General features: G+C 71.3%; 24 protein-coding genes. 4 read left to right on the forward strand and 20 right to left on the reverse strand.

Annotated elements, in window-relative coordinates:
* Window positions 1-42: 42 nt before the first annotated feature.
* Window positions 43-801: a SchA/CurD-like domain-containing protein gene (locus tag NYZ98_RS02165; protein ID WP_262840724.1), complete on the forward strand. Its 759-nt coding sequence runs from the start codon at window positions 43-45 to the stop codon at window positions 799-801.
* Window positions 802-986: 185 nt separating this feature from the next.
* Here NYZ98_RS02165 and cydB read toward each other — a convergent pair whose 3' ends face one another.
* Both cydB and NYZ98_RS02175 read right to left on the reverse strand, forming a co-directional pair.
* A complete protein-coding gene (gene cydB / locus NYZ98_RS02170; RefSeq protein ID WP_262840725.1) occupies window positions 987-1,949 on the reverse strand; it encodes a cytochrome d ubiquinol oxidase subunit II in 963 nt (320 codons plus the stop codon).
* A 96-nt stretch (window positions 1,950-2,045) separates the two neighbouring features.
* Window positions 2,046-3,311, reverse strand: coding sequence for a cytochrome ubiquinol oxidase subunit I (locus NYZ98_RS02175; RefSeq protein WP_262840726.1), 1,266 nt, complete (start codon window positions 3,309-3,311; stop codon window positions 2,046-2,048).
* Window positions 3,312-3,474: 163 nt separating this feature from the next.
* Here NYZ98_RS02175 and NYZ98_RS02180 point away from each other — a divergent pair, with 163 nt between their 5' ends.
* Window positions 3,475-4,986: a peptide MFS transporter gene (locus tag NYZ98_RS02180; RefSeq protein ID WP_262840727.1), complete on the forward strand. Its 1,512-nt coding sequence runs from the start codon at window positions 3,475-3,477 to the stop codon at window positions 4,984-4,986.
* A complete protein-coding gene (locus NYZ98_RS02185; protein ID WP_262840728.1) occupies window positions 4,983-6,044 on the forward strand; it encodes a glucose-1-phosphate thymidylyltransferase in 1,062 nt (353 codons plus the stop codon). Before NYZ98_RS02180 ends, NYZ98_RS02185 begins: the two co-directional genes overlap by 4 nt.
* Before the next feature lie 24 nt (window positions 6,045-6,068).
* Here the strand turns inward: NYZ98_RS02185 and NYZ98_RS02190 are convergent, their stop codons facing one another.
* Both NYZ98_RS02190 and NYZ98_RS02195 read right to left on the reverse strand, forming a co-directional pair.
* Window positions 6,069-6,881 carry an SDR family NAD(P)-dependent oxidoreductase gene (locus NYZ98_RS02190; RefSeq protein WP_262840729.1) on the reverse strand — a complete coding sequence of 271 codons (813 nt, stop codon included), beginning with the start codon at window positions 6,879-6,881 and terminating at the stop codon, window positions 6,069-6,071.
* Between the two features lie 27 nt (window positions 6,882-6,908).
* The gene (locus NYZ98_RS02195; protein ID WP_262840730.1) at window positions 6,909-8,546 is read right to left on the reverse strand and encodes an FAD-dependent monooxygenase; all 1,638 of its coding nucleotides are present in this window, start codon (window positions 8,544-8,546) and stop codon (window positions 6,909-6,911) included.
* Window positions 8,547-8,737: 191 nt separating this feature from the next.
* Here NYZ98_RS02195 and NYZ98_RS02200 point away from each other — a divergent pair, with 191 nt between their 5' ends.
* Entirely contained in the window at window positions 8,738-9,913 is a 1,176-nt protein-coding gene (locus NYZ98_RS02200; protein ID WP_262840731.1) for a cytochrome P450, read from the forward strand.
* Between the two features lie 110 nt (window positions 9,914-10,023).
* Here the strand turns inward: NYZ98_RS02200 and NYZ98_RS02205 are convergent, their stop codons facing one another.
* From NYZ98_RS02205 to NYZ98_RS02280, 16 genes are all read right to left on the reverse strand, one after another.
* Entirely contained in the window at window positions 10,024-11,619 is a 1,596-nt protein-coding gene (locus tag NYZ98_RS02205; protein ID WP_262840732.1) for an FAD-dependent monooxygenase, read from the reverse strand.
* Window positions 11,620-11,710: 91 nt separating this feature from the next.
* On the reverse strand, window positions 11,711-13,552 hold the full coding sequence (locus NYZ98_RS02210; RefSeq protein ID WP_316249520.1) for an AfsR/SARP family transcriptional regulator: 1,842 nt from the start codon (window positions 13,550-13,552) through the stop codon (window positions 11,711-11,713).
* A gap of 180 nt (window positions 13,553-13,732) precedes the next feature.
* Complete coding sequence (locus NYZ98_RS02215; protein WP_262840734.1) at window positions 13,733-14,656, reverse strand: hypothetical protein; 924 nt, start codon at window positions 14,654-14,656, stop codon at window positions 13,733-13,735.
* A gap of 9 nt (window positions 14,657-14,665) precedes the next feature.
* Window positions 14,666-16,051, reverse strand: a complete 1,386-nt coding sequence (locus NYZ98_RS02220; RefSeq protein ID WP_262840735.1) for an acetyl-CoA carboxylase biotin carboxylase subunit — start codon at window positions 16,049-16,051, stop codon at window positions 14,666-14,668.
* 13 nt (window positions 16,052-16,064) lie between these two features.
* Complete coding sequence (gene accA, locus NYZ98_RS02225; RefSeq protein WP_262840736.1) at window positions 16,065-17,735, reverse strand: acetyl-CoA carboxylase carboxyl transferase subunit alpha; 1,671 nt, start codon at window positions 17,733-17,735, stop codon at window positions 16,065-16,067.
* A 32-nt stretch (window positions 17,736-17,767) separates the two neighbouring features.
* On the reverse strand, window positions 17,768-18,139 hold the full coding sequence (locus NYZ98_RS02230; protein WP_262840737.1) for an antibiotic biosynthesis monooxygenase family protein: 372 nt from the start codon (window positions 18,137-18,139) through the stop codon (window positions 17,768-17,770).
* Window positions 18,136-18,468 carry an antibiotic biosynthesis monooxygenase family protein gene (locus NYZ98_RS02235; protein WP_262840738.1) on the reverse strand — a complete coding sequence of 111 codons (333 nt, stop codon included), beginning with the start codon at window positions 18,466-18,468 and terminating at the stop codon, window positions 18,136-18,138. Before NYZ98_RS02235 ends, NYZ98_RS02230 begins: the two co-directional genes overlap by 4 nt.
* 1 nt (window position 18,469) lies before the next feature.
* The gene (locus NYZ98_RS02240) at window positions 18,470-19,228 is read right to left on the reverse strand and encodes an SDR family NAD(P)-dependent oxidoreductase (protein ID WP_262840739.1); all 759 of its coding nucleotides are present in this window, start codon (window positions 19,226-19,228) and stop codon (window positions 18,470-18,472) included.
* Complete coding sequence (locus NYZ98_RS02245; protein WP_262840740.1) at window positions 19,225-19,692, reverse strand: SRPBCC family protein; 468 nt, start codon at window positions 19,690-19,692, stop codon at window positions 19,225-19,227. The genes NYZ98_RS02240 and NYZ98_RS02245 overlap by 4 nt, the downstream gene beginning before the upstream one ends.
* Before the next feature lie 2 nt (window positions 19,693-19,694).
* Complete coding sequence (locus tag NYZ98_RS02250) at window positions 19,695-19,949, reverse strand: acyl carrier protein (RefSeq protein ID WP_262840741.1); 255 nt, start codon at window positions 19,947-19,949, stop codon at window positions 19,695-19,697.
* Between the two features lie 30 nt (window positions 19,950-19,979).
* Window positions 19,980-21,197 carry a ketosynthase chain-length factor gene (locus tag NYZ98_RS02255; RefSeq protein WP_262840742.1) on the reverse strand — a complete coding sequence of 406 codons (1,218 nt, stop codon included), beginning with the start codon at window positions 21,195-21,197 and terminating at the stop codon, window positions 19,980-19,982.
* Complete coding sequence (locus tag NYZ98_RS02260) at window positions 21,194-22,465, reverse strand: beta-ketoacyl-[acyl-carrier-protein] synthase family protein (protein ID WP_262840743.1); 1,272 nt, start codon at window positions 22,463-22,465, stop codon at window positions 21,194-21,196. Before NYZ98_RS02260 ends, NYZ98_RS02255 begins: the two co-directional genes overlap by 4 nt.
* Window positions 22,465-22,911: a cupin domain-containing protein gene (locus NYZ98_RS02265; protein WP_262840744.1), complete on the reverse strand. Its 447-nt coding sequence runs from the start codon at window positions 22,909-22,911 to the stop codon at window positions 22,465-22,467. Before NYZ98_RS02265 ends, NYZ98_RS02260 begins: the two co-directional genes overlap by 1 nt.
* Window positions 22,912-22,940: 29 nt before the next feature.
* Window positions 22,941-23,273: a TcmI family type II polyketide cyclase gene (locus NYZ98_RS02270; RefSeq protein ID WP_262840745.1), complete on the reverse strand. Its 333-nt coding sequence runs from the start codon at window positions 23,271-23,273 to the stop codon at window positions 22,941-22,943.
* Window positions 23,270-24,436: a nucleotide disphospho-sugar-binding domain-containing protein gene (locus tag NYZ98_RS02275; protein WP_262840746.1), complete on the reverse strand. Its 1,167-nt coding sequence runs from the start codon at window positions 24,434-24,436 to the stop codon at window positions 23,270-23,272. Before NYZ98_RS02275 ends, NYZ98_RS02270 begins: the two co-directional genes overlap by 4 nt.
* A gap of 82 nt (window positions 24,437-24,518) precedes the next feature.
* Window positions 24,519-25,571, reverse strand: a complete 1,053-nt coding sequence (locus tag NYZ98_RS02280) for a ketoacyl-ACP synthase III family protein (protein ID WP_262840747.1) — start codon at window positions 25,569-25,571, stop codon at window positions 24,519-24,521.
* Window positions 25,572-25,595: the final 24 nt, after the last annotated feature.

Here is a 25,595-nt window from a genome sequence, read left to right on the forward strand (position 1 = left end):
CCCGGGACGGACCAACGTCAACCCGAGGAAAGAAGGAGTGCCATGGCCTTCGCCGCCATCACCTACCGAGTCAAGCCCGGGTACGAGAAGGAGATCGCCGAGATCTTCGACCCGGCCAACTTCAAGCGCGCCGACACCCCCAACGTGCGGAACGACCAGGGCGGCCAGTCGGCGCGGATCCTCGGCACCGGCCTGTTCATCCAGGACGACATCATGGTGCGGGCCATCCAGTACGACGGCGAGCTGGAGGACGTGGCGCGCCACATGGCCTCGCAGCGCGGCGTCCGGGAGGCCGAGGAGCGCATCGCCCCCTACCTCGCCGAGGAGCGTGACACCTCCAGCGTCGAGGGCTTCCTGTCGTACTTCAGGAAGAGCACCATGCTGTGCGTGCAGCAGCGGACGATCCAGGACGTGCCGGGGGCCCAGCTCGCGGCGCTCCGCTACCGGGTCAAGCCGGGCTTCGAGCAGGAGATCGCGAAGGTCTTCAGCGAGGTCCAGGCCGAGGCGCGTCCGGCGCTGCGCGACCAGGCCGGCCAGGAGGTCGGGCTCATCGTGGCGGTCGCCCTGTTCGTCAAGGACGAGTCGATGATCCGCGTCGTGCAGTACGACGGCGAGCTGGACGACGTGGCCCGCTACATGGCCGCCAGGGGCGGGCGCCCCGACATGGAGCTCAAGCTGGCGCCGTACATGGACGAGGACCGGCACGTGGAGACGCGTGAGGACTTCCTGGCCCAGTTCAAGAAGAACACGATGCGGCGCATCTCGATGCTGTCGGCGGCGAACCGCCCGCCGGCCGGCTGATCCGCCACCCACGCCGAAGGGCCCGGTCGACCTGGTCGACCGGGCCCTTCGGGCGTCGGGGCGGTGTCGGGGGAACACCGCCGGCGGCGGGGGGACGCCACCCAATCACTTGCCGACGCGCTTGGAGGAGACGTACTGGGGCGCTGGACGGGAAGGACGCCGCCCAGCGCTGGGGGCCGGTGGCGCTAGAAGAACACCACCGAGCGCTCGCCGACCGGGTGGCGGAACGTCCACCACATCCACGCCTGCGCGAGCAGCAGGACCGGCAGCACGGGCAGGGCGATGCCGCTGAGCAGCGCGAGCGAGTCGGCGTCGCCGATGCTCTCCTGCACGGCCGAGCCGGTGCCGGCCAGCGCCACCAGGGCGGGGGTGGCCGCGGCGACGGCGGTGAGCGCGAAGGCGCGCCCCGGCCGCTTCCCGGCCGTCCGCGCGGCCAACGCCCCCACGGCGAGGCCGAGCAGGACCAGCGCGATGGCCGGCACCGGCCGGCCGACGGCGTCGCGGACGCCGCCCGACACCGCGCCCACGACCGCCGCCAGCGCGACGGCGATCAGCGCGGGCCGTACCAGGACGGCCGCGAGCTTGGTCGCGCGCTCGGCGGGCTCGCCGGGCACGCGGAGCGCGACGAAGGTCGCGCCGTGCAACGCGAACAGCAGGACCGTGGCGATCCCGCACAGCAGCGTGAACGGGTTGACCACGTCGAGGAAACCGCTGCCCTGGTCCGCGCCGGGGAGACCTTCGAGGATGTTGCCGATCAGCAGGCCGAAGGCCAGCGCGAAGCAGACGCAGGCCACGGCCAGGACGCGTTCCCACAGGTCGCGCCACCGGTCGGACGGGCGGCGGCTGCGGAACCAGATCGCGGCGTCCCTGGCGATCCACGCGGCGAGCATCAGCACGACGACGGACCGGCAGCCGCTCAGCAGCCGGGTCTCGAATACCGGGAAGGCCCCGGTCAGTATGCCGATCGTGGCGATCAGCCAGACCTCGTTGGCCAGGAAGAACGGCCCGATGCCGGTCAGCACGCGCCGCCGCCCGGCGGGCGTGCCGGAGAGCCTGGGCAGCAGCATGCCGGTGCCGATGACGAATCCGTCCAGCAGCGACCAGCCGCCGAGCATCAGGATGAGAACGGCGAGCCAGACGACGTCCATGTGCGCATCTCCTCGGGGGCGGCTCGGTGGGCGGGCGAGGTGGGCGGGGGAGACGTCCTCCCCGGCCGAGCGGGCGGGAAGGACTCTCTCCCTGGCTCAGTAGGCGGGGGAGACGGTCTCTTCACGGCGTTCCTCGCGGTCCAGGTCGGCGACGGTGCGGCCGAGAACCGCGCCGTCGGGGCCGAGCCTCGCGTACTTGGCGATGAGCAGCCAGTCGGTCACCGCGCAGATGACGTACAGCAGGGTGAAGACGACCAGGGACACAAGGACGGAGGCGAAGGACAGCGACGCCACCGCGTCGGCCGTCGTGAGCCGGCCGTACACCGCCCAGGGCTGCCTGCCGACCTCGCGGACCACCCAGCCCGCCACCACGGCGGTGAACGGGATGGGGATCATCCAGGTGAGCAGGCGCAGCACGAGGCGGCGGCGCTCGATGAACCGGCCGATCAGCAGCAGCACGAAGATCAGGCCGATGTACTGGTACAGCTCGCCGACCGTGAGCATCCAGCTGAAGAAGCTCTTGACGAAGGCGGGCGGCGATCCGGCGGCGGCCAGCTCGGGCGGCACGGAAGCGCCGAGCTCCTGGAGCTTGCCGGGGTTGATCGCGGCCAGCTTGGTGGGCTGGGTGGTGGCGAGCAGGTCGGTCTGGCCGAAGCCCATGATGCTGGTGAACCACGCGGCGAAGAACGCCACCAGCAGGCCGAGGCGCAGCGCGCGCCCGTGCAGGTCACGGTCGCCGGTGTCCCGGCGCAGGTGCCAGGCGCTGACGCCGGCGATGAGGTATCCGCCCAGCAGGAGCGCGCCCGGCACGATGTGCTTGAGCGCGGAGGTGGCGCTCGGGTTGGTGAGCACCGCCGACAGGTCGGCCAGGCGGGCGACGCCGTCGCGCACCTCGTCGCCGACGGGGTGCTGCATGTAGCCGTTCGCCACGATGATCCAGAACGCCGAGACGTAGGCGGTGATCGTCACCAGGTAGAACAGCAGCAGGTGGACGGCCTTGTTCATCCGTCCCCAGCCGAAGATCCACATGCCGAGGAACGTCGACTCCAGGAAGAACGCGACCAGCGTCTCCATGGCCAGCGGCGCGCCGAAGACGTTGCCGGTGTAGGCGGTCAGCCCTGTCCAGTTCATGCCGAACTGGAACTCCAGCAGCAGGCCGGTGATGATGCCGACGGCGTAGTTGATGACGTAGATCTGTCCCCAGAACTTCGTCATCCGCTCGTGGATCGGCTTGCCGGTGATGGCGTACCGCGTCTGCATGAACGCGATGTACGGCGTGAGCCCCAGCGTGACGATCACGAACAAGAAGTGGAAGCTGGTCGTCACGGCGAACTGCAGCCGTGCCAGGTCGAGCACCTCCATGATCGCCCCCTAGAAGCATATGGATTCTACATGTAGGAGAAAAACCTATCCTACTCGCAGGGGCCTGGAACAGTGATCCAGATGTCTTCGATCCCCCTTTGAGACCTGTCCTGGATGGTCGGACGCACGCGGCACCGATTCGACGATTCGCCCGGAGCGTCCCATGTCCACGTGGTCTCGTTACCCTCGATGGTTCGCCACGCTGTTCCTCACTGACATGTGGGAACGGTTCAGCTTCTATGGCATGCAGGCCATCCTGGTCCTGTACGCCGTCACCCCCGCCGACCGCGGCGGGCTCGGCCTGCCGGCCCCCACCGCCGCCGCCCTGTTCGGGGCGTACATGGCCACCGTCTTCCTGCTGGCACAGCCCGGCGGGTGGCTCGGCGACCGCGTGCTCGGCGAGCGGCGCGCCATCATGTACGGCGGCGGTCTCATCACCGCCGGGCACGCCTGCATGGCGCTGCCCGTCACCGGCTCCGCGTACGCGGGGCTGACGCTGATCGCCATCGGCACCGGGCTGCTCAAGCCCAGCCTCAGCGCGCTGCTGACCCGCTTCTACGGCGAGGCCGTGAAGCGCGAGGCGGCGTTCTCCATCTTCTACATGAGCATCCAGGTCAGCGCGATGCTCGCCCCGCTCGTCACCGGTTTCCTCGGCGAGTACGTGAGCTGGCACGCCGGGTTCGGGGCGGCGGCCGTCGGGATGGCCTTCGGGGTCGTCCAGTTCGCCAGGGGCGCCCGGCACTTCGCCGGGCAGGGCGACCGCCCGGCGCGGCCGGCGTCGAGCGCCGAGCTGGCGGTCCTGTACCGCCGGGTGGCCGTCGCCGGCGCGGTCGCGGCGGTCCTGGTGACCGCCGACGTCGTCAGCGGCGCGTTCTCCATCGAGCACGTCCTCATGGTGCTCGGCCTCATCTCGCTGGTCGCGCCGCCGCTGTGCCTGCGGGCGCTGAAGCGGCACCCCGCGATGTCGCCGGGGGACCGCAAGCGGCTCGGGGCGGCCACCTGGCTGCTGCTGTCCTCGGCGCTGTTCTGGATGGTGGTGAGCCAGGCGGGCTCGCTGCTCAGCCTGTTCGCCCGCGACCACGTCGACCGGTCCGTGGGCGGGTTCACCGTGCCGACCGGCTGGCTGCAGAGCACCACCCCGCTGGTCATCCTCGTCGTCGCGCCCGCGTTCGCGTGGACCTGGCTGCGGCTCGGCGACCGGTGGGGCGTGCGGCAGAAGTTCGTCCTCGGGCTCCTGCTCGCGGGCTCCAGCTTCGTGGTCATGTTCGGCGCCGCGACCTCGGCCGGGGCCGGGCGGGTGCCGATCGTGTGGCTGCTCGCGGTGTTCTTCCTGCAGGCCTGCGGCGAGATCGCACTCGGGCCCGTCGGCCTGAGCGCGGTGGCCGACGCGGCGCCGCCGGCCTTCCGCGTCCGGATGATGGGCCTGTACTGGCTGTTCGTGGCCTTCGGCGCGTCGCTCGGCAGCATCGTCGTCCGGCTCTCCGCCACCATCTCACCGGCCGCCTACTACCTCATCGTCGGCACGGCCCTGCTGGCTTCGGCGGTCGCGATGGCGCTCTTCGGCCGCGGCGTCAGCCGGCAGTTCGCCGCCAAGCGCACCGAACTTCGGGAATCCCCGCCTTTTGTCCTGACGTCGATCGCCCACCAGTCAGTCTCACATCAGGAGGAACGATGAAAGCCCTCGTGCTCTCGGGAGGCAGCGGCACCCGCCTGCGTCCCCTCAGTCACACGATGCCCAAGCAGCTCGTTCCCATCGCCAACAAGCCGGTCCTGGCGTACGGCCTGGAGGCGATCAGGGACGCCGGCATCACCGAGGTCGGCCTGGTGGTCGGCGAACGGATCGAGGACATCCGCGAGATGGTCGGCGACGGGTCCAGGTACGGGCTGGAGGTGACCTACATCCCGCAGGAGGCGCCGCTCGGGCTCGCCCACGCGGTGGTCATCGCCAGGGACTTCCTCGGCGACGACGACTTCCTGATGTACCTCGGGGACAACGTCGTCCTGGACGGCATCGACGAGCTGGTCCGCCACTTCCGGGAGAACCCCTCCGACGCGCAGGTCACCGTCCACCCCGCCGACCCCCGCGAGGGCGGTCTGGCGGTGCTGGACGCCGACGGGCGCGTGACGGCGGTGGAGGAGAAGCCGAAGAACCCCACCAGCAACCTCGCGCTGATGGGGATCTACGTGTTCACGCCGTCCATCCACGAGGCCGTGCGGTCCATCCCGCCGAGCGCGCGGGGCGAGCTGGAGATCACCGACGCGATCGGCTGGCTGATCGACAAGGGCTACGACGTCCAGGGGCGCCTCTACCAGGGCTTCTGGCGCGACGCCGGCCTGATCGACAGCCTGCTGGAGTGCAACCAGGCCGTCCTGGACCTCGTCGGCCCCCGGATCGCGGGCAAGGTCGACGACGACACCGAGGTGATCGGGAGGGTGGTCATCGAGGCGGGCGCCACCGTCACCCGCTCGCGCCTGGTCGGCCCCCTGGTCATCGGGCCAGAGGCCATCGTGGACGGCAGCTACCTCGGGCCGTACACCTCGGTGGGCGAGCAGTGCGTCATCGAGGACGCCACGGTGGAGTACTCCATCGTCATGGACCGGGCCGTGATCCGCGACGTGCGGGGCATCCACGGCTCGCTCATCGGCCGCGCGACCACGGTGCGCACCGCCGGGCCCGCCAAGGGCGGGCACCGGCTGGTCCTCGGTGACAACTGCCAGATCTCGCTGGTCTGAACCTGTTTCGAAGCGTCCCGGCGGTCAGGCCTCGAAGGATTCGGCCAGCCGCCGGGACGTCTGCACGTCCCACCCCGGGTACAGGACGCGGCTGACCACGCGGCGGGGGGCGTACCTGGCGAGCAGCACCTTCATCTTGTACTCGCGGCCCGGGATGTGCACCGGCCGCCCCGACGCGAGGGCCGCGAGGGCCTCGCGCACCACGAACTCCGGCTCGCGCACCCTGCCCAGGGTCCAGCCGCGCTTGCCGCCCGCACGGTGCAGGTTGGTGCGCGTGGACCCCGGGCACAGCGCGAGCACGTGGACGCCGAGCGCCCGCACCTCGCTGTGCACCGTCTGGCTGAGCGAGGTCACGAAGGACTTCGCCGCCGCGTACGACGCGCCGCCCGGGATGTGCAGATACCCCATCGCCGACGACACGTTGATCACCCCGCCGCGCCGCCGGCGGGCCATCCCGCCGACGGCCGCGTGGGTCAGGCGCATCACGGCCAGCACGTTGAGGCGCAGGTTCAGCTCCTCGGTGCCGGCGTCGCGCGCCGCGAACGGGCCCACCGGGCCGATGACCCCGGCGTTGTTGACGAGCAGGTCGATCGGCTCGTCCGCGTCCGCGAGGCGGCGCTCGACCCTGGCCAGGTCGGCGGATTCGGCGAGGTCGGCGGGCAGGACGTCCACCACGCACCCGTGGCGCTCGCGCAGTTCCTTCGCGAGCGTCTCCAGGCCCTCCTCGTCGCGCGCCACCAGGACCAGGTCGGCCCCGCGCGCGGCCAGTTCTCTGGCGAAGGCGGCCCCGAGGCCGCCCGACGCTCCGGTGACGAGCGCTCTGCGGTGCTGTCGCATGTGGTCTCCTTCCACGGGCCGCTGTCCCTAGACCAGGGAAGGGGCTGTACCGGCGTGCAGGATGCGGGACAGTGCCTCTCCCAGGTGGCGGTGCGGGTCGTCCTGCGCGTCGACGGCGCGCCAGGCGACGAACCCGTCCGGGCGGATGAGCACCGCGCCGGTCTGCCGCACCCCGAAGGTGGCGGCCCACCGGCCCATCGGGTCGGCCAGGACGTCCCTGCGCCTGATGGACTCCTCCAGCGCGGGCACCACGCGGTAGGCGGTCAGGGGGATCTTGTACTGGTCGGCAAGTGTCGTGGCCGCCTCGGCCCACGCCCCGCCGAAGGCCCCGGTGAGCAGGACGAAGCCGTGGCCGAACAGGTCGAGCAGGTCCACGAGCTGGCCCGGGCGGACCAGGGTGAGGTGCGGGGCGCGCACACCGACGCCGTACGCGCCGCCCGTCGCCGGGGGCGCGTCCGCGTCCTGGACGACGGCGTCGGACTCGTAGCGGTAGGTGAACATCAGCTCGGCGTCCGACCGGATCGCCGGGCCGGTGCCGCCGTCGCCGGCGCCCGTCATCCGCGACCGGTCCCGCGACCGCAGCACGACCTGCTGGATCGTCTCGGACGCCACCGGGCGCCGCTCGGCCTCGTAGCTGTCCAGCAGGGCGGGGGCCGCCCCGTGCTTGAGCGTCATGGCCAGCTTCCAGGCCAGGTTGTGCGCGTCCTGGATGCCGGTGTTCGACCCGTACGCGCCGGTCGGCGGCATGACGTGCGCCGCGTCGCCGACGAGCAGGACCCGTCCCTTGCGGAACGAGGTCGCCACGTGCGCCGACATGGCCCACGGGGCGGCCTGGTCGATGGTGACGTCCAGGTCCTCGATGCCGACGGCCGCCCGCACCAGTTCGCGGCACTCCTCGTCGCTGATCGCGGCGGCGCGCTCGGGGTCGCACTCGACGTGCAGCAGCCAGCGGTCGGCGTTGTTGACCGGCAGCAGGGCCGCGCGCATGGGCATCGACCGCAGGTAGCAGATGACGAAGCGGCGGTCGCCCAGCACCTCGCGCAGGTCGGCGGTGAAGGAGATGTTCAGGAAGTCGCTCAGCGTGCCGGGCCCGGCGAGAGGGATGCCGAGCTTCTCGCGGACGCCGCTGTGCGCCCCATCGGCCGCGATGAGGTACCCGGCGCGGATGGTCTCCTCGGCGCCGCTCTCGCGGTCACGGACCGTGACGGTCACGCCGTCGGCGTCCTGCTCGAAACCGGTCAGCTCCGTGCCGAACCTGAGGTCGGCACCGAGCTCGCGGGCGCGGGCGGCGATGGCGGGCTCCGCCTCGTCCTGGTGGCACAGGCACCACGAAACGGGCGTGTGCTCGGAGAAGTCGGTGTCGGTGTCCATGAAGTACGCCTGGTCCATCCGGGTGTAACCGCCGCCGGAGAGCGTGCCGGCCATCACCACTCCGGAGTTGCCGGCGAGCGCCTTGGCCGATTCCGCGGCCCGCAGCCGGCTTTCCACCCCGGTCTGCCGGAACAGCTCCATGGTGCGGGGATTGATGCCGCGCGCCCGCGGGTGCGCGGAAAGTCCGTGGTGGCGTTCCACGACCACGCAGTCGATGCCCTGATAGGCGAGGAAAAGAGCCTGTGAAAGGCCGACCAGGCTGCCTCCCACGATGACCACCGAAGGGGAACTCATTCCGCCTACCTCCCTGTTCCGTCCGACTACCTGCCCCGACTCTAGTTCCGCGAAGATATGTGTGACAATTATCTGTTAATGGTTTCGAGGGAGCTTCGAGCCGTCTTCCAGGGGATTGATGAATGATATTCTCGCCCACCCTGCTTATTCTGGGAGAGACCGTGGCCGAGCGCGCCGAGAATGATTTCGAATTGACGTTTCCGCCGGAGACGCCGGTGCCGTTCGAACCGGCTCCGGTTTTCAGGGAACTGCGGGGAAGGTGTCCCGTCGCGCCGGTCCGGCTGCCCACCGGCGACCACGCGTGGCTGGTCACCGGGCACGCCGACAACCGGGCGCTGCTCGCCGACGTCCGCCTCAGCCGGGCCGCCGCCGCCGCGCCCGGCGCGCCGAGGGCGCGGGCCATCCCACTGGAGCGGGACTCCATGACCACCATGGACCCGCCCGAGCACACACGGCTGCGCGGCCTGGTCATGCGGGCCTTCACCGCGCGGCGGGTGGAGCGGCTCAGGCCCCGCGTCGAGGAGCACGTGGCGGCCCTGCTGGACACCATGGCCGGCGCCGGGTCCACCGGTGACGTCGTGGCCGGCCTGGCCCGCCCGCTGGCCATCACGGTCATCTGCGAGCTGCTCGGCGTGCCGAAGGAGGATCGGGAGGGCTTCCAGGAGTGGTCGGAGACCTACCTCGCCGTCACCGGCGCGACCCCCGAGGCGATGCGCGAGGCCGGGGACCTGCTGAAGGGCTTCCTCGGCGAGCTGGTCGAGGCCAAGCGCCGCGAGCCCGCCGACGACCTGCTGAGCGCGCTGGCGGCGGCCGGGGACGACGAGCGGCTGAGCCCGTCCGAGCTGGTCACCCTCGGCGTTACCCTGCTGGTCGCGGGCTACGAGACGGCCGCCAACCTGATCTCCGGCGCGGTGTTCGCCCTGCTGCGGCACCCCGAGCAGCTCGCGTTGCTGCGGAGCGACCCCGCGGTGCTGCCCGACGCGGTCGAGGAGCTGCTGCGGTACACCCCGCTGGCCGTCACGGGCGGAACGATCCGGGTGGCGGTGGCCGACGTCCCGCTGGGCGGCACCGTCGTGAAGGCGGGCGAGGCCGTGCTGCCCGCCACGACCTCGGCGAACCGGGACCCCGCGGTGTTCGACCGGCCCGACGAGCTCGACCTGACGCGGCGGCCGAACCCGCACCTGGCCTTCGGCCACGGCCCGCACCACTGCCTCGGCGCCCAGCTCGCCCGCCTGGAACTGGGCGCGGCGCTCGCGGGGCTGCTCGGACGCTTCCCGGACCTGCGCCTCGCCGCGCCCGTCGAGGAGATCCCGTGGGCCCGGTCGAAGATGATCCGTGGTCCCCAGTCGCTGCCCGTCGCCTGGTAGCCGTCGGCACGGAACCCGCACCCCGCCCTGAGGACATCGTCCGGCGGGGTCCGCGGGGCCTTGGACTCAGGTACGGCCCGTCGCGGGAGGGCCGTACCTGAGCGGTCCGGTCAGTCGCGGCACAGCAGGCGGGTCACGGCCGCGTCGAGCGCGCCGAGCGGGTCCGCCGGGCACCGCCGGACCCGCCAGGCGACGAACCCGTCCGGCCGCACCAGCAGCGCCCCGGTCGGGCCGATGCCGTGCGCCTCGCACCCCCCGGACACCTCGAGGTCCACGCCGAGCCGGTAGGCGTCGAGGCGGAAGCCGAACTCGCCGGTCAGCTTCGCCGCCGCGTCGGTCCACGCGTCGGTGTCCGGGCCGGACAGCAGCACGAAACCCCTGCCGTACAGGTCCAGCAGGGACAGGTCGCGGCCGTCGAGCCGGATCGGCAGGTGCGGCGCACGGCTGCCCGGCCGGCCGTCGAGCTCGGCGGGCGCGACCAGCTCGGCCGGCCCCGCGCCGAAGACGGCGCCCGAGCCGTAGGTGTAGCCGAGGATCACCGACTCGGAGGGCCGCAGCCGCGCGGCCTCCTCGGCCCCGGCCAGGCCCATGTTCACCTCGCGCTTGAGCACGGCCTGCCTGATCGTCAGGTCGGCCACCGGGCGCCGCTCCTCCTCGTACCCGAACAGCAGGGCCGGGCCGGCGTGCCCGCACAGCACCGCGGCGAGCTTCCAGGCCAGGTTGTGCGCGTCCTGGATGCCGGTCCCCGAGCCGTACGCCCCCGACGGCGGCATGGAGTGGGCGGCGTCCCCCGCGAGGAAGGCGCGGCCGTCCCGGTAGGTCGTCGCGAGCAGCGCGTCGATGTCGTAGCTGAGCACCTTGGTGCCGTCGGCGATCTGCGGGACGATGTCGACGTCGAGGTCCGGCAGCCCGGTGGCGGCGCGGATCAGCTCGATCGCGTACTCCTCGGTGAAGGTCTCAGGCGACTCCCCGCGCGCCGGGTCGTAGGGGAAGCTGACCACCCAGCGGTCGTCCCTGTCGTGCGGCATCAGCACCGTGCCGAGGACCGGTTCCCGCAGGTGGGCCAGGCCGACGGACCGCCCGCACAGCGCCTGCGACAGGTCCCCCTCGAACACCAGCGTCACGGTGTGGCCGAGGCGGCCCGCGCCCTTGCGTGCGATGCCCAGCCGTTCCCTGATCGGGCTCGGCCCCCCGTCCGCGGCGATGAGGTAGTCGGCCCGCACGACCTCGTCACGCCCGCTCGCCAGGTCCCGGATCGTCGCGGTCACGCCGCCCTTGTCCAGCTCGAAGTCCTCGAACCTGGTGGAGAACCTCAGGTCGACTCCGAGCTTTCGCGCGTGTTCCCGCAGGATCGTCTCCAGCACGTCCTGGTCGATGGGCACCCAGGGGCAGGGGCTGGCGTCACGGCTGTCCTCCTGGACCTCCATGGGCCGGCACCGCTCCTCCGGGCCCGCCAGGGTCGGCGCGTGAAGGATGATCTTGCCGTGGAAAGGCCTCTGGGCGGCGAGGATGGCGTCCTCTAGCCCCACTTGCCGGAACAGTTCGAGGGTGCGTGAGTTGATGGTGCGTGCTCGCGGATGGATCAGCGTGCCGGAGTGCCGCTCGACCAGCAGGACGGGAACGTCCTGCGCGGCCAGGAAAACCGCGGCGCTCAATCCGGTGAGCCCGCCACCCACGATCAGTACGGCCGTGCGGTGGTGATGCATTGGGAGAGCCCTTCTGGATCCGTCGGGAACCGTTACGTTCTCGATGGTCGCGCGGTGCGCTCGAAGCGCTCTCGAATCGGGATGGGTGCCCCTACAGCGCTGCGTGCGGCCGGTTTTCCTCGGTGCACTGCACGCCGTACAGGCGGGTCAGCTCAGGGATGGCGCAGGAGTAGTCGCCCTGAGGGCTGCTCTGGGAGATCGTCATGAGTCTCATGTCGATCAGATGCGTGAGCACCTCCTCGGCGGAGCTGACACTGATGTTCAGCAGGCCGGCGGTGCTGTGGGTGGAGAAGTCGCGCTCCCTGGACGCGCCGAGCACACTGAAGGCCTCGCGCATCTTCGGGTTGAGCTGGCGGAAGCTGTCCTCCAGGCGGGTGCGGACGTCGAGGTCGCCCCAGCGCAGTTCGGCCAGGCGTGAGCGCTCGTCGGCCAGCTTGGCCCGGCAGCGCTCCAGCGTCCAGTGCGGGGCCGCCGCCAGGCGCTCGCCGGCGATGCGGAGGCCGAGGGGCAGCGCTCCGCACATCTCGACGATCTCCTGTGCCGCGTCCTCCTCGGCCGCCACGCGCCCGTCCCCGATGATGCGCCGCAGGAGCTCCAGGCCGGAGTCGATGTCGAAGACCTCGAGCTCCATCTGGTCGGCGCTGGTCAGGCCGTAGAGCGGTGACCGGCTGGTGACGATGACCGAGCTGTTCGGCCCGGTCGGGCAGAGCGGCCTGACCTGTGCCCCCGAGTACGCGTCGTCCAGGACGACGAGCAGGCTGCGGTCGGCGCTCCACGTGCGGAACAGGCTGCGGCGCGCCTCGAAGCCGCCCGGGATCTGGCTGTCGCGCAGCCCGCCGGCCCGCAGCATCGCGCCGAGCGCGTCGCCCGGCTCGCGCGGTTCGGCGGACATGCCGCGCAGGTTCAGGTAGAGCTGGCCGTCGGCGAACCTGCCGCGGATGCGGTGCCCGACGTGGGTGGCCAGCGCGGTCTTGCCCACTCCGGCCATGCCAGTGAGCGAGACGATCGGAAGTGCCTTCTTGTTGGCGGGGCTGATGAGCGAGGTCTCGATCCGCGCCCGCACCTCGCTCCGGTCGGTGAAGTCCACGATGTCGGGAGGCAGTTCCGCCGGCGCCGTCCTCGGCACCGGGGCCGGCCTCGGAGCCTCCACCTTGCGGGGCGGCAGGTCCAGCGAGGGGTCACCCCGGAGGATGGCCTGCTGGAGCCGCTGCACCGGCTGTGAAGGTTCGAGGCCGAGCTCCTCGTTGAGCATCGAGCGCAGCCGCCGGTAGACCGTGAGGGCCTCGCTGCGGCGCTCGGACCTGTAGAGCGCGAGCATGAGCCGCGAGTAGAAGCCCTCGCAGATCGGGTAGGTGGAGGTGAGCTCCTTCAGCTCGCTGATCTGCTCGCGGTGGCGTCCGAGCCGCAGCGCGGCGTCCATCCGCATTTCCAGCGCGTTGAGGTGGCTCTCCTCCAGCTTGATCGCGTGAGCCTCCAGCAGGCGGCCCCGAGGGACGTCGGTGAGGGCGCTCCCTCTCCACAGGCTCAGCGCGTGACCGAGCGTGTCCGACGTCTGCTCCAGCTCGCCCGCCGCGAGGAATTCTCTCCCCTGCTGGACGAGCCGCTCGAAGTGGTGGATGTCGATGGCCTCGGGAGGCACTTGTGCCTCGTATCCGGCGGCCTTCGTGACGAGGAACTCCTCGCCCGGGTGTCCTGCCGCTGTCATCATGCGGCGGAGTTGGTAGATGTAGGTCTGCAAGGTGGTCGCGGCGCTGATCGGCGGTGAGTCACCCCACAGTTCGTCGATCAGCGAGTCCGCACGGGTGATCCGGTTGTAGTTAATCAAAAGTAAGGACAACACCGTGCGGAGTTTTGGTGCGGAAGGCGTTAAATCTTGCTCGCCGATTCGCACCTCAAAAGTACCTAAAACCTTGAAATGCATGACGGTCCCCATCGCCCCGGCCCTGGTTCGGCGTATGCAGTCGGCATATGCCCTATGTAGGCATTACCACACTAAGCTAGTGACGCGTAGAATGTCTACCCATTGGCCGCTCGGATCGTGGCACCGCCTGAAGCGGGTTTCGCGAGGCAGGAGAGGAGTGGCGGTTTCGGTCAGAAGACCGAAACCATCCATTCAGCTTGCCGAAAACGTGAACTCGCGGTGAAGGCCGAGATATGCCTGCTTGATCCCGTTCTCCGGTTCCATCAGGAAGGACAGGATGCTGTACCTGCCGGGCGTGAAGTCGGCGTGGATGAGCGCGGTACGTCCCGGGGAGATGGCCAGCATGCCGGCGGTCGTCTCCAGGAGGGGGTTGGGCGGTAACGCTGTGTTACCACGCACGGCGTCGAAGTACGCCTGCACGGTCTGGTAGGTCGCGTCGGACGGCACGCGCACGAAGATGAACTCCTGCGGGAGCGAGGAGTCGTTGCGCACCAGGAAGGTGCCGGTCGCGGGCAGCCGCGGCGGCAGGATCAGGCGCGGACGGCCCGCCACCTCGGTCACGTAGATGATGCCGTCGATCCTCGGCGGCACCGCAGGAGCGCGCTCGTCGGTGACGTCCAGCGTCTCCAGGTGCGCGCCGCCCTGCATGGAGGTCCCCACGAGGTAGTACCTGCCCGGGTCCAGCTTCTCGGTGAACGTCACGGGCCGGCCGGCGAAGACGGAGACCCCGCCCGCGAAGTCGGTGTAGCGGTACTGGTCGCGCAGGCCCTGGAGGCGGACCTGGGCGTCCGGCGAAGCCAGGTCGTCGAACGACTTGACCACCTGCTCCCACGTCGCGTCCGCCTTGGGGCGGATCAGCGCCAGCCACATGCCCGTGGTCTCCGCGGTCTCCACGCGGAACGTGGTCAGGCCGCTCGGGCGCGGGTTCGGCCCGGGGACGGTGAACCCCTGCGGCGTGATCGTGATGTTCAGGACGGGAGGCGCGTGAGTGACGTGCGCCGCCGCCATGGTGGTGGCGGCGGCGTCGGCCCCGGCGGCGGTCGCGGGGACCGCCGCCAGGAGGAGCGCGGCGAGCCCGGCGGCCGTCCGCAGGCTCCCGCGAAGGGATGGAATCATGCTTCACTCCTAGGTTCGGTCGTTCGGCCGGTCCTTGACCGGTACGGCTTCGGACAGCATCTGGTCGACGAGGGACGTCGTGTGCTTGCCGTCCTTGAAAAGCGGATGGGCGATGACCTCGCGGAGGAACGCGCCGTTGGTGCGCACCCGCGCGCCCTCGACCCGCATCTCAGAAAGGGCACGGTCCATCCGGGCCAGTGCCTGCTCGCGGTCGGGCGCCCACACGATCACCTTCGCGAGCAGCGAGTCGTAGTCGGGGCCGACCTTCCAGCCGGGACGGCCATGGGTGTCCACCCGCGTGAACGGGCCGCCGGGGACGACGAACTCCGTCAGCGTCCCCGGGGTCGGCGCGAAGTTGCGGGTGGGGTCCTCGGTGTTGATCCGGCACTCCACCGACGCCCCGGTGCGCGTCACGTCCTCCTGGCGCAGCCGCATGGGCCGGCCGGCGGCGATGGCGATCTGCTCCCGGACGAGGTCGATCCCGGTCACCATCTCGGTGACCGGGTGCTCGACCTGGAGCCGGCAGTTGATCTCCATGAAGTGGAACGCGCCGTCCTGGTCCACGATGAACTCGAACGTGCCGGCGCCGACGTAGCCGGTCGCCAGCGCGCCGCGCACCGCGGCCTCGCCCATCCTCGCGGTGAGCTCGGGCGGCAACCCCGGAGCGGGTGACTCCTCCAGCAGCTTCTGGTGGCGGCGCTGCACCGAGCAGTCCCGCTCACCGAGATGCACGGCGTTGCCGTACTGGTCGCACAGGACCTGAATCTCGACGTGCCGGGCCGTCTCGCAGAAACGCTCGATGTACACCCGCCCGTCGCCGAACGTCGCCTGCGCGTGCGCCCGGGTCTCCCCGTACACGCGCAGGAAGTCGCCGCCGTGCCGGGCGATGCCCATGCCGCGCCCGCCGCCGCCCGCCGCCGCCTTGATGATGACGGGGTAGCCGATCTCGTCGGCGAGCGCCTTCGCCTCGGCGGCGGAGTCCACGGTCTCGGGACTGCCGGGGAGCACCGGCAGTCCGTGCTGGGCCATGATCGTACGGGCCTGCGCCTTGTCGCCGAGGCGCCCGATGACGTCGGCGGGCGGGCCGATGAAGGTCAGCCCGGCGGTCTCGCAGACCTCGGCGAAGTAGCGGTCCTCGGACAGGAAGCCGTAACCGGGGTGGATGGCCTCCACCCCGGTGGCCAGCGCCGCCTCGATCACCGCCGGGATGCTCAAGTAGCTCGCCTTCGCCGGCGCGGGGCCGATCTGGATCGCCTCGTCGGCGAAGGCGACGGCCGCTGAGTCACGGTCCGCGGTCGAGTGCGCCACGACCGTCCGGATCCCCAGCTCGCGACACGTACGGGCCACGCGCAGGGCGATCTCGCCCCGGTTGGCGATGAGAATCGAGGAGAACACAGCAACCTCCAGCTCAGGGACATGCCTGTGCGCCGTGACGGCGGAAACGCGCCCGCCGGTCGCGGACGAGCTGAGCGCCGTCCACCGGCAGGAGCTCGGCGAGCGACGACGTGATCGCCGCGCGCAGGTGCGCGGCGGCCCGCGCGGGCTCGGTGTGTGCCCCGCCCTCCGGCTCGGGCACCACCCCGTCGACGAACCCCATGCGGAGCAGTTCGCGGGCGTCGACCCGCAGCGCCGCGGCGGCGCGCGGGCCCTCGGCGGCGCTGCGCCACAGGATCGCGGCGCACCCCTCCGGGCTGATGACGGAGTAGACCGCGTTCTCGCAGGCGAGGACGCGGTCGGCGATGCCGAGGGCGAGGGCGCCGCCGCTGCCGCCCTCCCCGATCACCACGGCGACGACGGGCACGGGAAGGCCCGACATCAGCCGCAGGTTCTCGGCGATGGCGATGGCCTGCCCGTGCTCCTCGGCCGCGAGGCCGGGCTCGGCACCCTGGGTGTCGATGAGCGTCACGATCGGCATGCCGAGCTTGGCCGCGGTGCGCATCAGCCGGGCCACCTTGCGGTGTCCCTCGGGTGTGGCCCTGCCGAAGTTGCGCGCGATCAGCTCGTGCGTGCCGTGGCCCTTCTGGTGCCCGATCAGCATGACCGGGACCCCGTCGAGCCAGCCGATGCCGCCGACGATCGCCGGGCAGTCGGCCGACATGCGGTCGCCGTGCAGCTCGATGAAGCCGTCCAGCATGTACCCGGCGTAGTCCAGCGTGGTGGGACGGTCCAGCTCACGGGCGAGCTGGACGACCGTCCAGGCCTCCCGGGAGCGCAGTTCCGCGACGTCGCGGATGACGGCGCCCTCCACGGCCGGCAGGTCGGGCGGACGCGGCCCGCCCAGCGACAGCAGCCGGCCGAGCGTCGCCCGCTGCTGCCGTCGCGCCTGGATGACGTCGATCAGCCCGTGGGCGAGCAGGAACTCTGCCGTCTGGAAGTCGGCGGGAAGCGTCTGCCCGATCGTCTGCTCGATCACCCTGCGGCCCGCGAAGCCCATCCGCGCGCCCGGCTCGGCGATCATGATGTCGGTGAGCGTCGTGAACGACGCGGCGACGCCGCCGTAGGTCGGGTCGGTGATGAGCGTGAGGGTGAGGATGCCCGCCTCGTCCAGCTCGGCCAGCGCCTGGCTGGTCTTCGCCATCTGCATCAGCGAGAACAGGCCTTCCTGCATGCGGGCGCCGCCCGAGGCCGTGACCAGGAGCAGCGGCACGCGTTCCGCGAGGGCCTCCTCTGCCGCCCGCGTGATCAGCTCGCCGGTGGCCGCGCCGAGGCTCCCGCCGAGGAAGCGGAAGTCCATGACGGCGGCCACCACGGGCTGGCCCTTGATGGTCCCCCGCGCGCACACCACGGCCTCGTCCAGGTCCGTGGTCTCGCGCGCCTCACGCAGGCGGTCGACGTAGGGCCGGGAGTCGACGAACTCCAGCGGGTCGAAGACGGTGCCCGTCCCGGCCGGAAGCAGGGAGCAGGAGCCCTCGTCCAGGAGCAGGGTGAGCCGTTCGGTGGCCGAGAGCCGGTCGTGGTGGCCGCATGCCGGGCAGACGCACAGCTCGTCCGCGAACCGCCTGCGGTACACGAGCGAGCGGCATCCCGAGCAGATCAGCCAGTCGGTGTCGATTAGTTGTTGGTCGGTGCCCAGGCTCATAGTCGCTCCTGTAGCGGATGCCGGTCGGCCGCTCAGTAAGCGGCCGTTACCTCGTACAACTCGAAATGCCGGTTCGGAGCCCGGTCCAGGTAGGGCATCAGGGGAGCGGTGGCCTCCTGGTGGGACGGTCCGCGCTCCCACCGGTCGAAGACCTCGAAACTCTCCCAATGGCTCATGACGGCGAAGGCGGCCTTGTTGGTCACCGAGCGCAGCAGCTCGTTGCCGGTGAGGCCGGGGGTCCCGGCCAGCGCCTCGCTGATGCGGTGGTAGGCGGCGGTGACCGAGGCGTCGTCGCCCTCGGGCGCGCGGTACCACACGACGACCCGGACCGGGTGCGCCGGGTCGTCGGGCCCGGGGCCGGGACGGCGCGTGGCGACCGCGCCGTCCGGTGTGTCGACGCTCACCCCGCCGCCACCTCCACGGCCCGCCCGGTGAGGTGCGCGACCACGGTCATCGTGGTCATCGACCCGCCGGAGCGGTACGGGTGCAGCTTCTTGCGGTGCTCTAGGTGCTCGTCACTGGTCTCGAACTGCCGGAACAGCGGCTCGTCGACCCAGTCGCTGACGATGTAGTAGATACCCTCCTCCTCGGCGCTTTTCATCAGCCACTGCCCGATGTTGGCGGGGTGGCCGGTGATGACGTCGCCGATGCCGAGCCAGGTCTTCTCGAAGCCCTGCTCCATGCCCGGGTTGATCTGCATGCGCAGCATCACCCGGAACGCTCCTTCGGACATGTCACATACCCCCGTCCACGTTGAGGGTCTCCCCGGTGATGAAGGAGGCGCCGTCGCCCGCCAGGAACAGCACGGCGCGCGCGATGTCGTCGCCTCGGCCGAGCCGGCCGACGGGGATGCGCTTGCGGTAGTCCGCCAGGCGTCCCTGCATGGCGGCGTAGTCCTCAGGCGACAGCCGGTCGGGGTCGCTGGTGTCGATGATGCCGGGGGCCACGACGTTGACCCGGATCCCCTTGGGGCCGAGCTCCTTGGACAGCGACCGGGCGAGCCCGACCAGGCCGGCCTTGGCGGCGGTGTAGTGGGCGCGCATCGGCACGCCGACGTTGGCCACCTTGGAGCCGATGTAGATGATCGAGGCGTCGGCCCCGAGCAGGGGGAGCGCCTGCTGGGTGATCCGGTAGGCGGCGGTGAGGTTGGAGTCGACCACCTCGCCCCAGCCCTCGTCCGACAGCCGCTCGAACGGGACGTGCGTGATGACGCCCGCGTTGTGCACGACGATGTCCAGGGAACCCAGGCGGTCCTTGACCTCGCCGACCAGCTCGGTGACCGCCGCGGCGGTGCCGATGTCGGCCTTGAGGATGTGGTGGGTGCCGGCGGTCTCCTTCAGCTCGACGGCGAGGCTCTCGGCCGCGTCGTCCTGGCTGCGGTAGTTGGTGACGACGTTGGCGCCGGCCCGCGCGAGCGCGAGGACGATCGAGCGCCCGATGCCCCGGGTGCCCCCGGTGACCAGAGCGTTCTTGCCGGCGAATGTGAGGGTCATCGTGTCTCCTGAAGGTCGGCCGCGGCCTTTTCGACCCGCTCCTTGATGAGTTCGAGCTGGACCTTGCTGTTGCCGTTGATCCGCTTCGCCATGGCGTCGTCGTCGAGCGGCGACTCCGGCTTCATGTGGAAGTCCTGCACCCAGCGCATCAGCACGCCGTCCGCGGTCTCCTTGTAGCTCCAGGCGATGTTCATGTACTCGAACCAGCCGGTCTCGACGCGGTGGGCGCGCACAGTGCGCGTCACCGGGTCGACGGTGCGCTCCGACACCCAGTCCCACGCGTTGCCGTCGGCGTCGGGGTGCAGGGTCAGCCGGAAGCGGACCGTGTTCCCCTCCCGGCTGAGGATCTCGGCGGAGGCGTACTCGCTGAACAGGTTGGGCCAGGAGGCGACGTCGTTGGTCAGCTCCCACACCACGGTCAGCGGCGCCGAGATGGTGATCTCGTTCTCGGTGTGTGCGGCCATGCCTAGGCTCCCGCCATGATCAGGTTGTTGACGAAGTCGAGCATCTGGCGCGGCGTCTTCGTCTGCTCCAGGGCGTCGTCGGACATCAGGACGGCGTGGCTCTGCTCGAGCTGGCCCTGGATCTCCAGGACGGCGAGCGAGTCGTAGCCGAGCAGCTCGAACGGGGTGTCGATGATGTCGCCGTCGAGGTCGACCGACTCGGCGACGCCGCACGTGCGCATGATCTTCTTCAGTTCTTCAAGGCCGAGGTCGGCCATCGTTCCTCCTGGAGGATCTTCGTGCTCCGGTCATGTGCCGCAGGCGCGCAGGACGAGCGCCGCGTTGAATCCGCCGTAACCGCGGGCCAGGACGAGGGCGGTACGCACCGGCATCCGCCGGGGCGCGCCTCGCACCAGGTCGATGCGGTAGCCGGGGTGGATCTCCCAGTCCTCTGGCAGGGCCGGGACCACTCCGTCGCGGATGGTCAGCAGGGCCGTGACGATGTCCAGCGGCGCGCCGCCGGCGTACATCCGGCCGGTCAGCACCTTGGGCGCCGCGACGGGCACGCCCTCGGGCCCGAACACCGCGCTGATCGCCTCCGCCTCGTCGCGGTCGGCACCGGCCTCTCCCATGGCGTCGGCGAACACCACGTCCACGTCGGCGGGGGTGATCCCCGCGTCCGCGAGCGCGTTCTCGATGGCGCCCCGCAACGTCGGGGGGCGCCCTGAACCGGGAGGCGGGTCGAAGGTCGCGGCGTAACCCGCCACCTCGCCGTACGGCGTGCCCGCCCCTCGGGAGGCGGCGTGCTCGGCGTCCTCCACGATCAGCTTGGAACCGCCCTCGCCCGGCAGGTAGCCGCACGCGTCCTCGCTGAACGGACGGAACGCCCGGGCGGGGTCGGAGTCGCGGCTGAGCAGGCCGGTGCTGAGCTGCGCCGTCAGGCCGTAGGGGCACAGGGAGGCGTCGGTGCCCCCGCTGACCACGACCTTGGCGCCGTTGCGCAGCATCCGGCGCGCCTGCGCGACGGCGTCCAGCCCGCCCGCCTGCTCGTTGGCGATGACGCCGCACGGCCCGCGCATGCCGTGCCTGATGGAGATCTGGCCGGTGCTGGCCGCGTAGAACCAGGCGATCGACTGGTACGCGCCGACCGTCCTCGACCCCTTGGACCAGAGCTTCTGGATCTCCCGCTGGCCGAACTCGGTGCCGCCCGACGACGCGGCGGTCACCACCGCCATGTCGTACTCGGGCACCTCCGCGGGGTCGATCCTCGCGTCAGCGAGGGCCATCTCGGCGGTCAGGAAACCCATGTGGGTCCAGTGGTCGGTCTGCGGGACCAGCAGGCTGGGCACCCGCTCGGCCGCGTCGAACTCCCGGACCTCGCCGGCCAGCCGCACCGGGTAGGACGACGCGTCGAACCTGCTGATCGGCTTGATGGCGGTGTCGCCCGCCAGCACCGACGACCAGTGCTCCTCGATCCCGATGCCGGTCGGGGCCACGACGCCGAGACCGGTGATCACCGCGGTCATGCCGCTAGCCTGTCGAGACTCGACAGCAGCATCGCCGTCTGGAATCCGCCGAACCCGCTCCCGACCGTCAGCACCGTACGGACCCGCTGCTCGCGGGCGGTGTGCGGCACGTAGTCCAGGTCGCACTCGGGGTCGGGGGTGTCGAGGTTGGCCGTCGGAGGGACGACGCCCCGCTCGATCGCCAGGATCGAGGCGGCGATCTCGATCGAGCCGATCGCGCCGAGCGAGTGCCCGACCATCGACTTGATGGAGCTCACCGGCACCTCGTAGGCGCGGTGCCCGAGGCTCGCCTTGAACGCCGCGGTCTCGTGCCGGTCGTTCTGCTTGGTCCCGGAACCGTGCGCGTTGATGTAGTCGATGTCCTCGGGCCGGATGCGCGCCCTCTCCATGGCGACCCTGATGGCCTCGGCCATCTCGCGGCCGTCGGGCTTGAGGCCCGTCATGTGGAAGGCGTTGCTCCGCGTGGCGAACCCGGTGACCTCCGCGTAGATGTGGGCGCCCCGGGCACGCGCCCGTCCCAGCTCCTCCAGGACGAACACCGCCGACCCCTCGCCGAGCACGAACCCCTTGCGGTCACGGTCGAACGGCCGCGACGCGTGCTCGGGGTCGTCGTTCTGCGGGGTGGTCGCGCGGATGGCGTCGAAACAGGCCGAGGTGATGGGCGAGATGGGCGCGTCGGTCGCGCCCGCGATCATCACGTCGGCCGATCCCTCGTGGATGAGCTGTGCGCCGTACCCCACCGAGTCCAGGCCGGAGGTGCAGCCGGTGGAGATGAGCGCCACCGGCCCCTCCGCGCCGCAGGCCCAGGCCGTCTCCACGGCCAGGGTGCTCGGCACCATGTAGCCGTAGAGGTGGGGCACCCCGTAGGTGGAGTCGACGAGCCAGTTGCGCCCGCCGTCGCTCAGGACGACGTACTCCTCCTCCAGGCCCATCGTGCAGCCCACCGCGCTGCCGAGGCTGACCCCGGTGCGGTTGGCCGGCAGGTCATCCCTGGTCAGGCCACTGTCGGCCAGGGCGTCCCTGGTGCAGACCACGGCGAACTGCGCGGCCCGGTCCATCCTGCGGATCTCCTGGGGCGAAAGCCCCTCGCGGGCCGGGTCGAAGTCGCACTCGGCCGCCACCCTGGACCGGAACCCCGTCGCGTCGAACAGGGAGATGCTCCGGGTGGCGGTCTTCCCGCTGGTCAGCAGCTCCCAGAATGCCTTGGTGCCGATGCCGCCCGGCGCCACGACCCCGACGCCGGTGATGACGACCCTGCGCGTGTCCATCAACCGTCGCCCTTCCCGGCGGGCGCCCCGACCGCCGCGATCGGCTCGTCGGCCGCGGGCAGCGGCTCGGTGTCGACGTGGCCGAGCTCGGGACGGGGTGCCAGCGGGCCGAGCTGGAAGACGACGAACGCCGTCTCCGTCCCGGTGTTGACCAGCCGGTGCCGCGCGTTCTTCGGCACCATGAACGCCTGCCCGGCGACCAGGTCGATCACGGCGCCCTCGACCGTCATGGCCAGGGTGCCGCTCTGCACGTACAGGAACTCCTCCGAGTACGGGTGGTAGTGCTCGCTGACGTACTCGCCGGCCTTCAGCGTCAGCACGCCCATGAAGCCGGACGTCGAGTCGGCCGTCTTCGGGCTGAGCAGGATGCGGATGTCCCCGCCCCTGCGCCGGTTCGGGGCAACGTCTTCGGCCGCGACCGGGTCGCGGACCACCTTGTCAGGCATGTTCGTCTCCTTTTGGTCCGCTCGGCCGCTCACAGGCGGGCCGCGTCCTTGGCCCAGGTGTAGAAGGGCGTCGCCATGGCGTCCTTCGGCTCTTTCCAGTTCGGGTCGTAGGGCCGCACGTGCTTGGCCAGCCGCTCGTTGATGTCCTTGTAGAGCGGGTGGCTGCGGGCGCGGTACAGGTTGGGCGTGATCTCGTCGTCCGCCTCGACCAGGTGGAAGTACAGGTCGTGGAAGCGGAACAGGGTGCGGCGGGAGACCCCCACCATGTGGGGCAGTTCGGTCGCGTCGGACTCCGCGAAGATCTCCGCGATCGCCTCGGCGGGTCCCGGGTCCAGCCGGGCCACGATCAATGTCCTGCTCATCGAGTTCCTCCTTCGTCGGTGGGCACCGCCATGCTGCGATGCCCGGCTACAGCCCGGCTTGAGATCTCCTCCAGCCGCCTGGCGACCTGAAGCGGGCTCGGCCGGTCGCGGTTCTCCCGCTCCAGCCGGGCGGCCGCCTCGCGGTGGGCCGGGTCGTCGAGCAGCGCCCGCATCTCGGCCCGTATGGTGTCCGGCTCGGCGTCCTCGCCGGCGAGCCGGCGTCCCGCTCCGGTGCCCGCCAGCTGTGCGGCGCTGAACCGCTGGTCGGGAAGCTGGGGGATGACGAGCTGCGGCACGCCGCTCGCCACCGCGGTGAGCATGGACCCGCCGCCGCCCTGGTGGACCAGGGCCGAGCAGGTCGGCAGCAGCAGGTGCAGGGGCACCGACTCGACCACCCGCACGTTGCCGCCCGGCTCGCCGATCAGCTCGCGCGTCGCGGCGTTGACCGCCACCACGATCTCGGCGTCCAGCTCGGCGAGCGCGCCGACCACCCGGGGGGCGAGGAACGCCTCCGGGCCCGCGAGCGCGGCGGTGGACACCCCCCACGTGACGCAGACGCGCGTACGGCCGGTGGGCTCCAGCAGGTCGCGCGGAACCGACGCGGCCCCGTTGTAGGGGACGTACCGCATCGGGATCCGCTCCAGCTCCACCGGGGCCTGCATGCTCGGCGGGCACGGGTCGACGCTGTAGTCGCCGGTCGAGTCGATGTCGGAAAGGCCGTACCGCTCGGCCAGGCGGCGCAGCGCGGGCACCTCGATCCTGCCGCCGCGCGCCGGGCCGGCGTTCGTGCCGTCCGGTCCCCACAGGTGGCGGACCGCGGGGACGCCGAGGACGCCGGCGATGAGCGGCCCGGTGAACGCGGTGGGCTCGTAGACCACCATGTCGGGCGACCAGGAGCGCGCGAACGCCACCGCCTCCCCCGACATGGCCTCGGCGACCTCGGCGAAGATGCCGATGGCGGCCAGGGTGCGCCGCTTGCGCACCTGCGGGTCGGGGTTCCCGATCAGCGGTTGCACGTCGCGCTTGAACAGCTCGGTGATGTCGACGTCGTGCCCGACCGGCACAGGAAGCTGGCCGGAGCGGGCGACGGTCTGGACGTGCGCGGGAGGCACCGCGACCCGGACCTCGTGGCCGTGGGAGCGCAGCGCCCAGGCCAGCGGCACCATCGGAAAGTAGTGGGTCGGCCAGGATGATACGAACAGGACGCGCACAGGGCTCACTTCCCAGGGGGGTCGGTTCGGACGGTCAGCGGCCCTCGGCCGGGATCTCCCAGCCGGGCTCGCCGGTGATCCGGACCAGCGCGGCGGCGATCGACTGCCCGGGGGCGGTGCCGAACAGCAGCACGTTGTCCCCCGCGCGCACCTGGCCGGTCTCGACCACGTGGACGAAGGAGGAGAAGACGTCGTTGGCCGCCATGTGCCCGTTGCCCTGGCCGAACGCGAAGGTGCCGATGTCGGCCGACAGGCCGAGGGGCGCGAACACGAACCGCCTGAGGTAGGCCTCGGAGACGTTGACGTGGCAGACCCTGGTGACGTCGGCGGCGCCCACCCCGGCCTCCTCCAGCGTCCGCTCGACCGCCTTGACGGTGGCCGCGGGCGTGAGGGTGACGATGGGGGGCATCCGGGTCTCGAAGCTCTCCAGGTACCGGCGGGACCGCGTGCGGTGGTCCATGACCTTGCCGACCGTGCACGCCGGCGGGAACAGGTCCTCGCCGAAGCGGTCGACCTCCTCCAGCTCGGTCACCGACCCCAGGTTGAGCGACAGCACCTCGGCGAACCCGGGCCGCTTTGACACCACCAGGGCGGTCGCCCCGTCCCCGAGCGCGCTGCCCGGGGCCGAGCGCCAGCGGTCGACCAGGGGAGTGCCCCAGTTGTCGGCGGCGGCGATGAGCGCCGCGCCGCGCTCAGGCGAGGCGTTGAGGTAGCAGGCCGCGAGGTCCATGGCGGCGAACACGCCGTTGCAGCCCTGCCTGACCTCGAACGCCGGGACGTCGGTGCCGAGCGCCTCGCGCAGCACGAAGTACTGGGGGGACCAGCCGTCGGGCCCCTGGTGCCAGGCGTTGGAGTAGAAGAACGCGTCGATCTCTTCGGCGGCGTGCCCGGAACGCCGCAGCGCCTCGGCCGACGCGCGGGCGGCCAGTTCGGGGGCGGACACCGAGCCCGCCACGCGGACGGCGGTCACGCTGGTCTCGGTGCGCACCGCCTCGTCGCACTGCCCGGACCTGATCGCCTCCTCGACCGTGAGCGGCGGCGGGAGGTACATCCCCGCGCCTGCGATGTGGACGTCCTGGAGTCTCATGTGCCGAGACTCGGTGGCGGGCCT

This window comes from Sphaerisporangium corydalis (assembly GCF_025506355.1).
GTDB lineage: Bacteria > Actinomycetota > Actinomycetes > Streptosporangiales > Streptosporangiaceae > Sphaerisporangium > Sphaerisporangium corydalis.

What these genes read in the sequence shown, in the direction of transcription:
- NYZ98_RS02265 (WP_262840744.1), bottom strand. Translation starts at nt 22,911, where the DNA reads ATGCCTGACAAGGTGGTCCGCGACCCGGTCGCGGCCGAAGACGTTGCC.
- NYZ98_RS02195 (WP_262840730.1), bottom strand. Translation starts at nt 8,546, where the DNA reads ATGAGTTCCCCTTCGGTGGTCATCGTGGGAGGCAGCCTGGTCGGCCTT.
- accA (WP_262840736.1), bottom strand. Translation starts at nt 17,735, where the DNA reads ATGAGCCTGGGCACCGACCAACAACTAATCGACACCGACTGGCTGATC.
- NYZ98_RS02175 (WP_262840726.1), bottom strand. Translation starts at nt 3,311, where the DNA reads ATGGAGGTGCTCGACCTGGCACGGCTGCAGTTCGCCGTGACGACCAGC.
- NYZ98_RS02235 (WP_262840738.1), bottom strand. Translation starts at nt 18,468, where the DNA reads ATGTCCGAAGGAGCGTTCCGGGTGATGCTGCGCATGCAGATCAACCCG.
- NYZ98_RS02180 (WP_262840727.1), top strand. Translation starts at nt 3,475, where the DNA reads ATGTCCACGTGGTCTCGTTACCCTCGATGGTTCGCCACGCTGTTCCTC.
- NYZ98_RS02250 (WP_262840741.1), bottom strand. Translation starts at nt 19,949, where the DNA reads ATGGCCGACCTCGGCCTTGAAGAACTGAAGAAGATCATGCGCACGTGC.
- NYZ98_RS02280 (WP_262840747.1), bottom strand. Translation starts at nt 25,571, where the DNA reads ATGAGACTCCAGGACGTCCACATCGCAGGCGCGGGGATGTACCTCCCG.
- NYZ98_RS02165 (WP_262840724.1), top strand. Translation starts at nt 43, where the DNA reads ATGGCCTTCGCCGCCATCACCTACCGAGTCAAGCCCGGGTACGAGAAG.
- NYZ98_RS02215 (WP_262840734.1), bottom strand. Translation starts at nt 14,656, where the DNA reads ATGATTCCATCCCTTCGCGGGAGCCTGCGGACGGCCGCCGGGCTCGCC.
- NYZ98_RS02245 (WP_262840740.1), bottom strand. Translation starts at nt 19,692, where the DNA reads ATGGCCGCACACACCGAGAACGAGATCACCATCTCGGCGCCGCTGACC.
- NYZ98_RS02270 (WP_262840745.1), bottom strand. Translation starts at nt 23,273, where the DNA reads ATGAGCAGGACATTGATCGTGGCCCGGCTGGACCCGGGACCCGCCGAG.
- NYZ98_RS02210 (WP_316249520.1), bottom strand. Translation starts at nt 13,552, where the DNA reads ATGGGGACCGTCATGCATTTCAAGGTTTTAGGTACTTTTGAGGTGCGA.
- cydB (WP_262840725.1), bottom strand. Translation starts at nt 1,949, where the DNA reads ATGGACGTCGTCTGGCTCGCCGTTCTCATCCTGATGCTCGGCGGCTGG.
- NYZ98_RS02255 (WP_262840742.1), bottom strand. Translation starts at nt 21,197, where the DNA reads ATGACCGCGGTGATCACCGGTCTCGGCGTCGTGGCCCCGACCGGCATC.
- NYZ98_RS02260 (WP_262840743.1), bottom strand. Translation starts at nt 22,465, where the DNA reads ATGGACACGCGCAGGGTCGTCATCACCGGCGTCGGGGTCGTGGCGCCG.
- NYZ98_RS02190 (WP_262840729.1), bottom strand. Translation starts at nt 6,881, where the DNA reads ATGCGACAGCACCGCAGAGCGCTCGTCACCGGAGCGTCGGGCGGCCTC.
- NYZ98_RS02205 (WP_262840732.1), bottom strand. Translation starts at nt 11,619, where the DNA reads ATGCATCACCACCGCACGGCCGTACTGATCGTGGGTGGCGGGCTCACC.
- NYZ98_RS02240 (WP_262840739.1), bottom strand. Translation starts at nt 19,228, where the DNA reads ATGACCCTCACATTCGCCGGCAAGAACGCTCTGGTCACCGGGGGCACC.
- NYZ98_RS02185 (WP_262840728.1), top strand. Translation starts at nt 4,983, where the DNA reads ATGAAAGCCCTCGTGCTCTCGGGAGGCAGCGGCACCCGCCTGCGTCCC.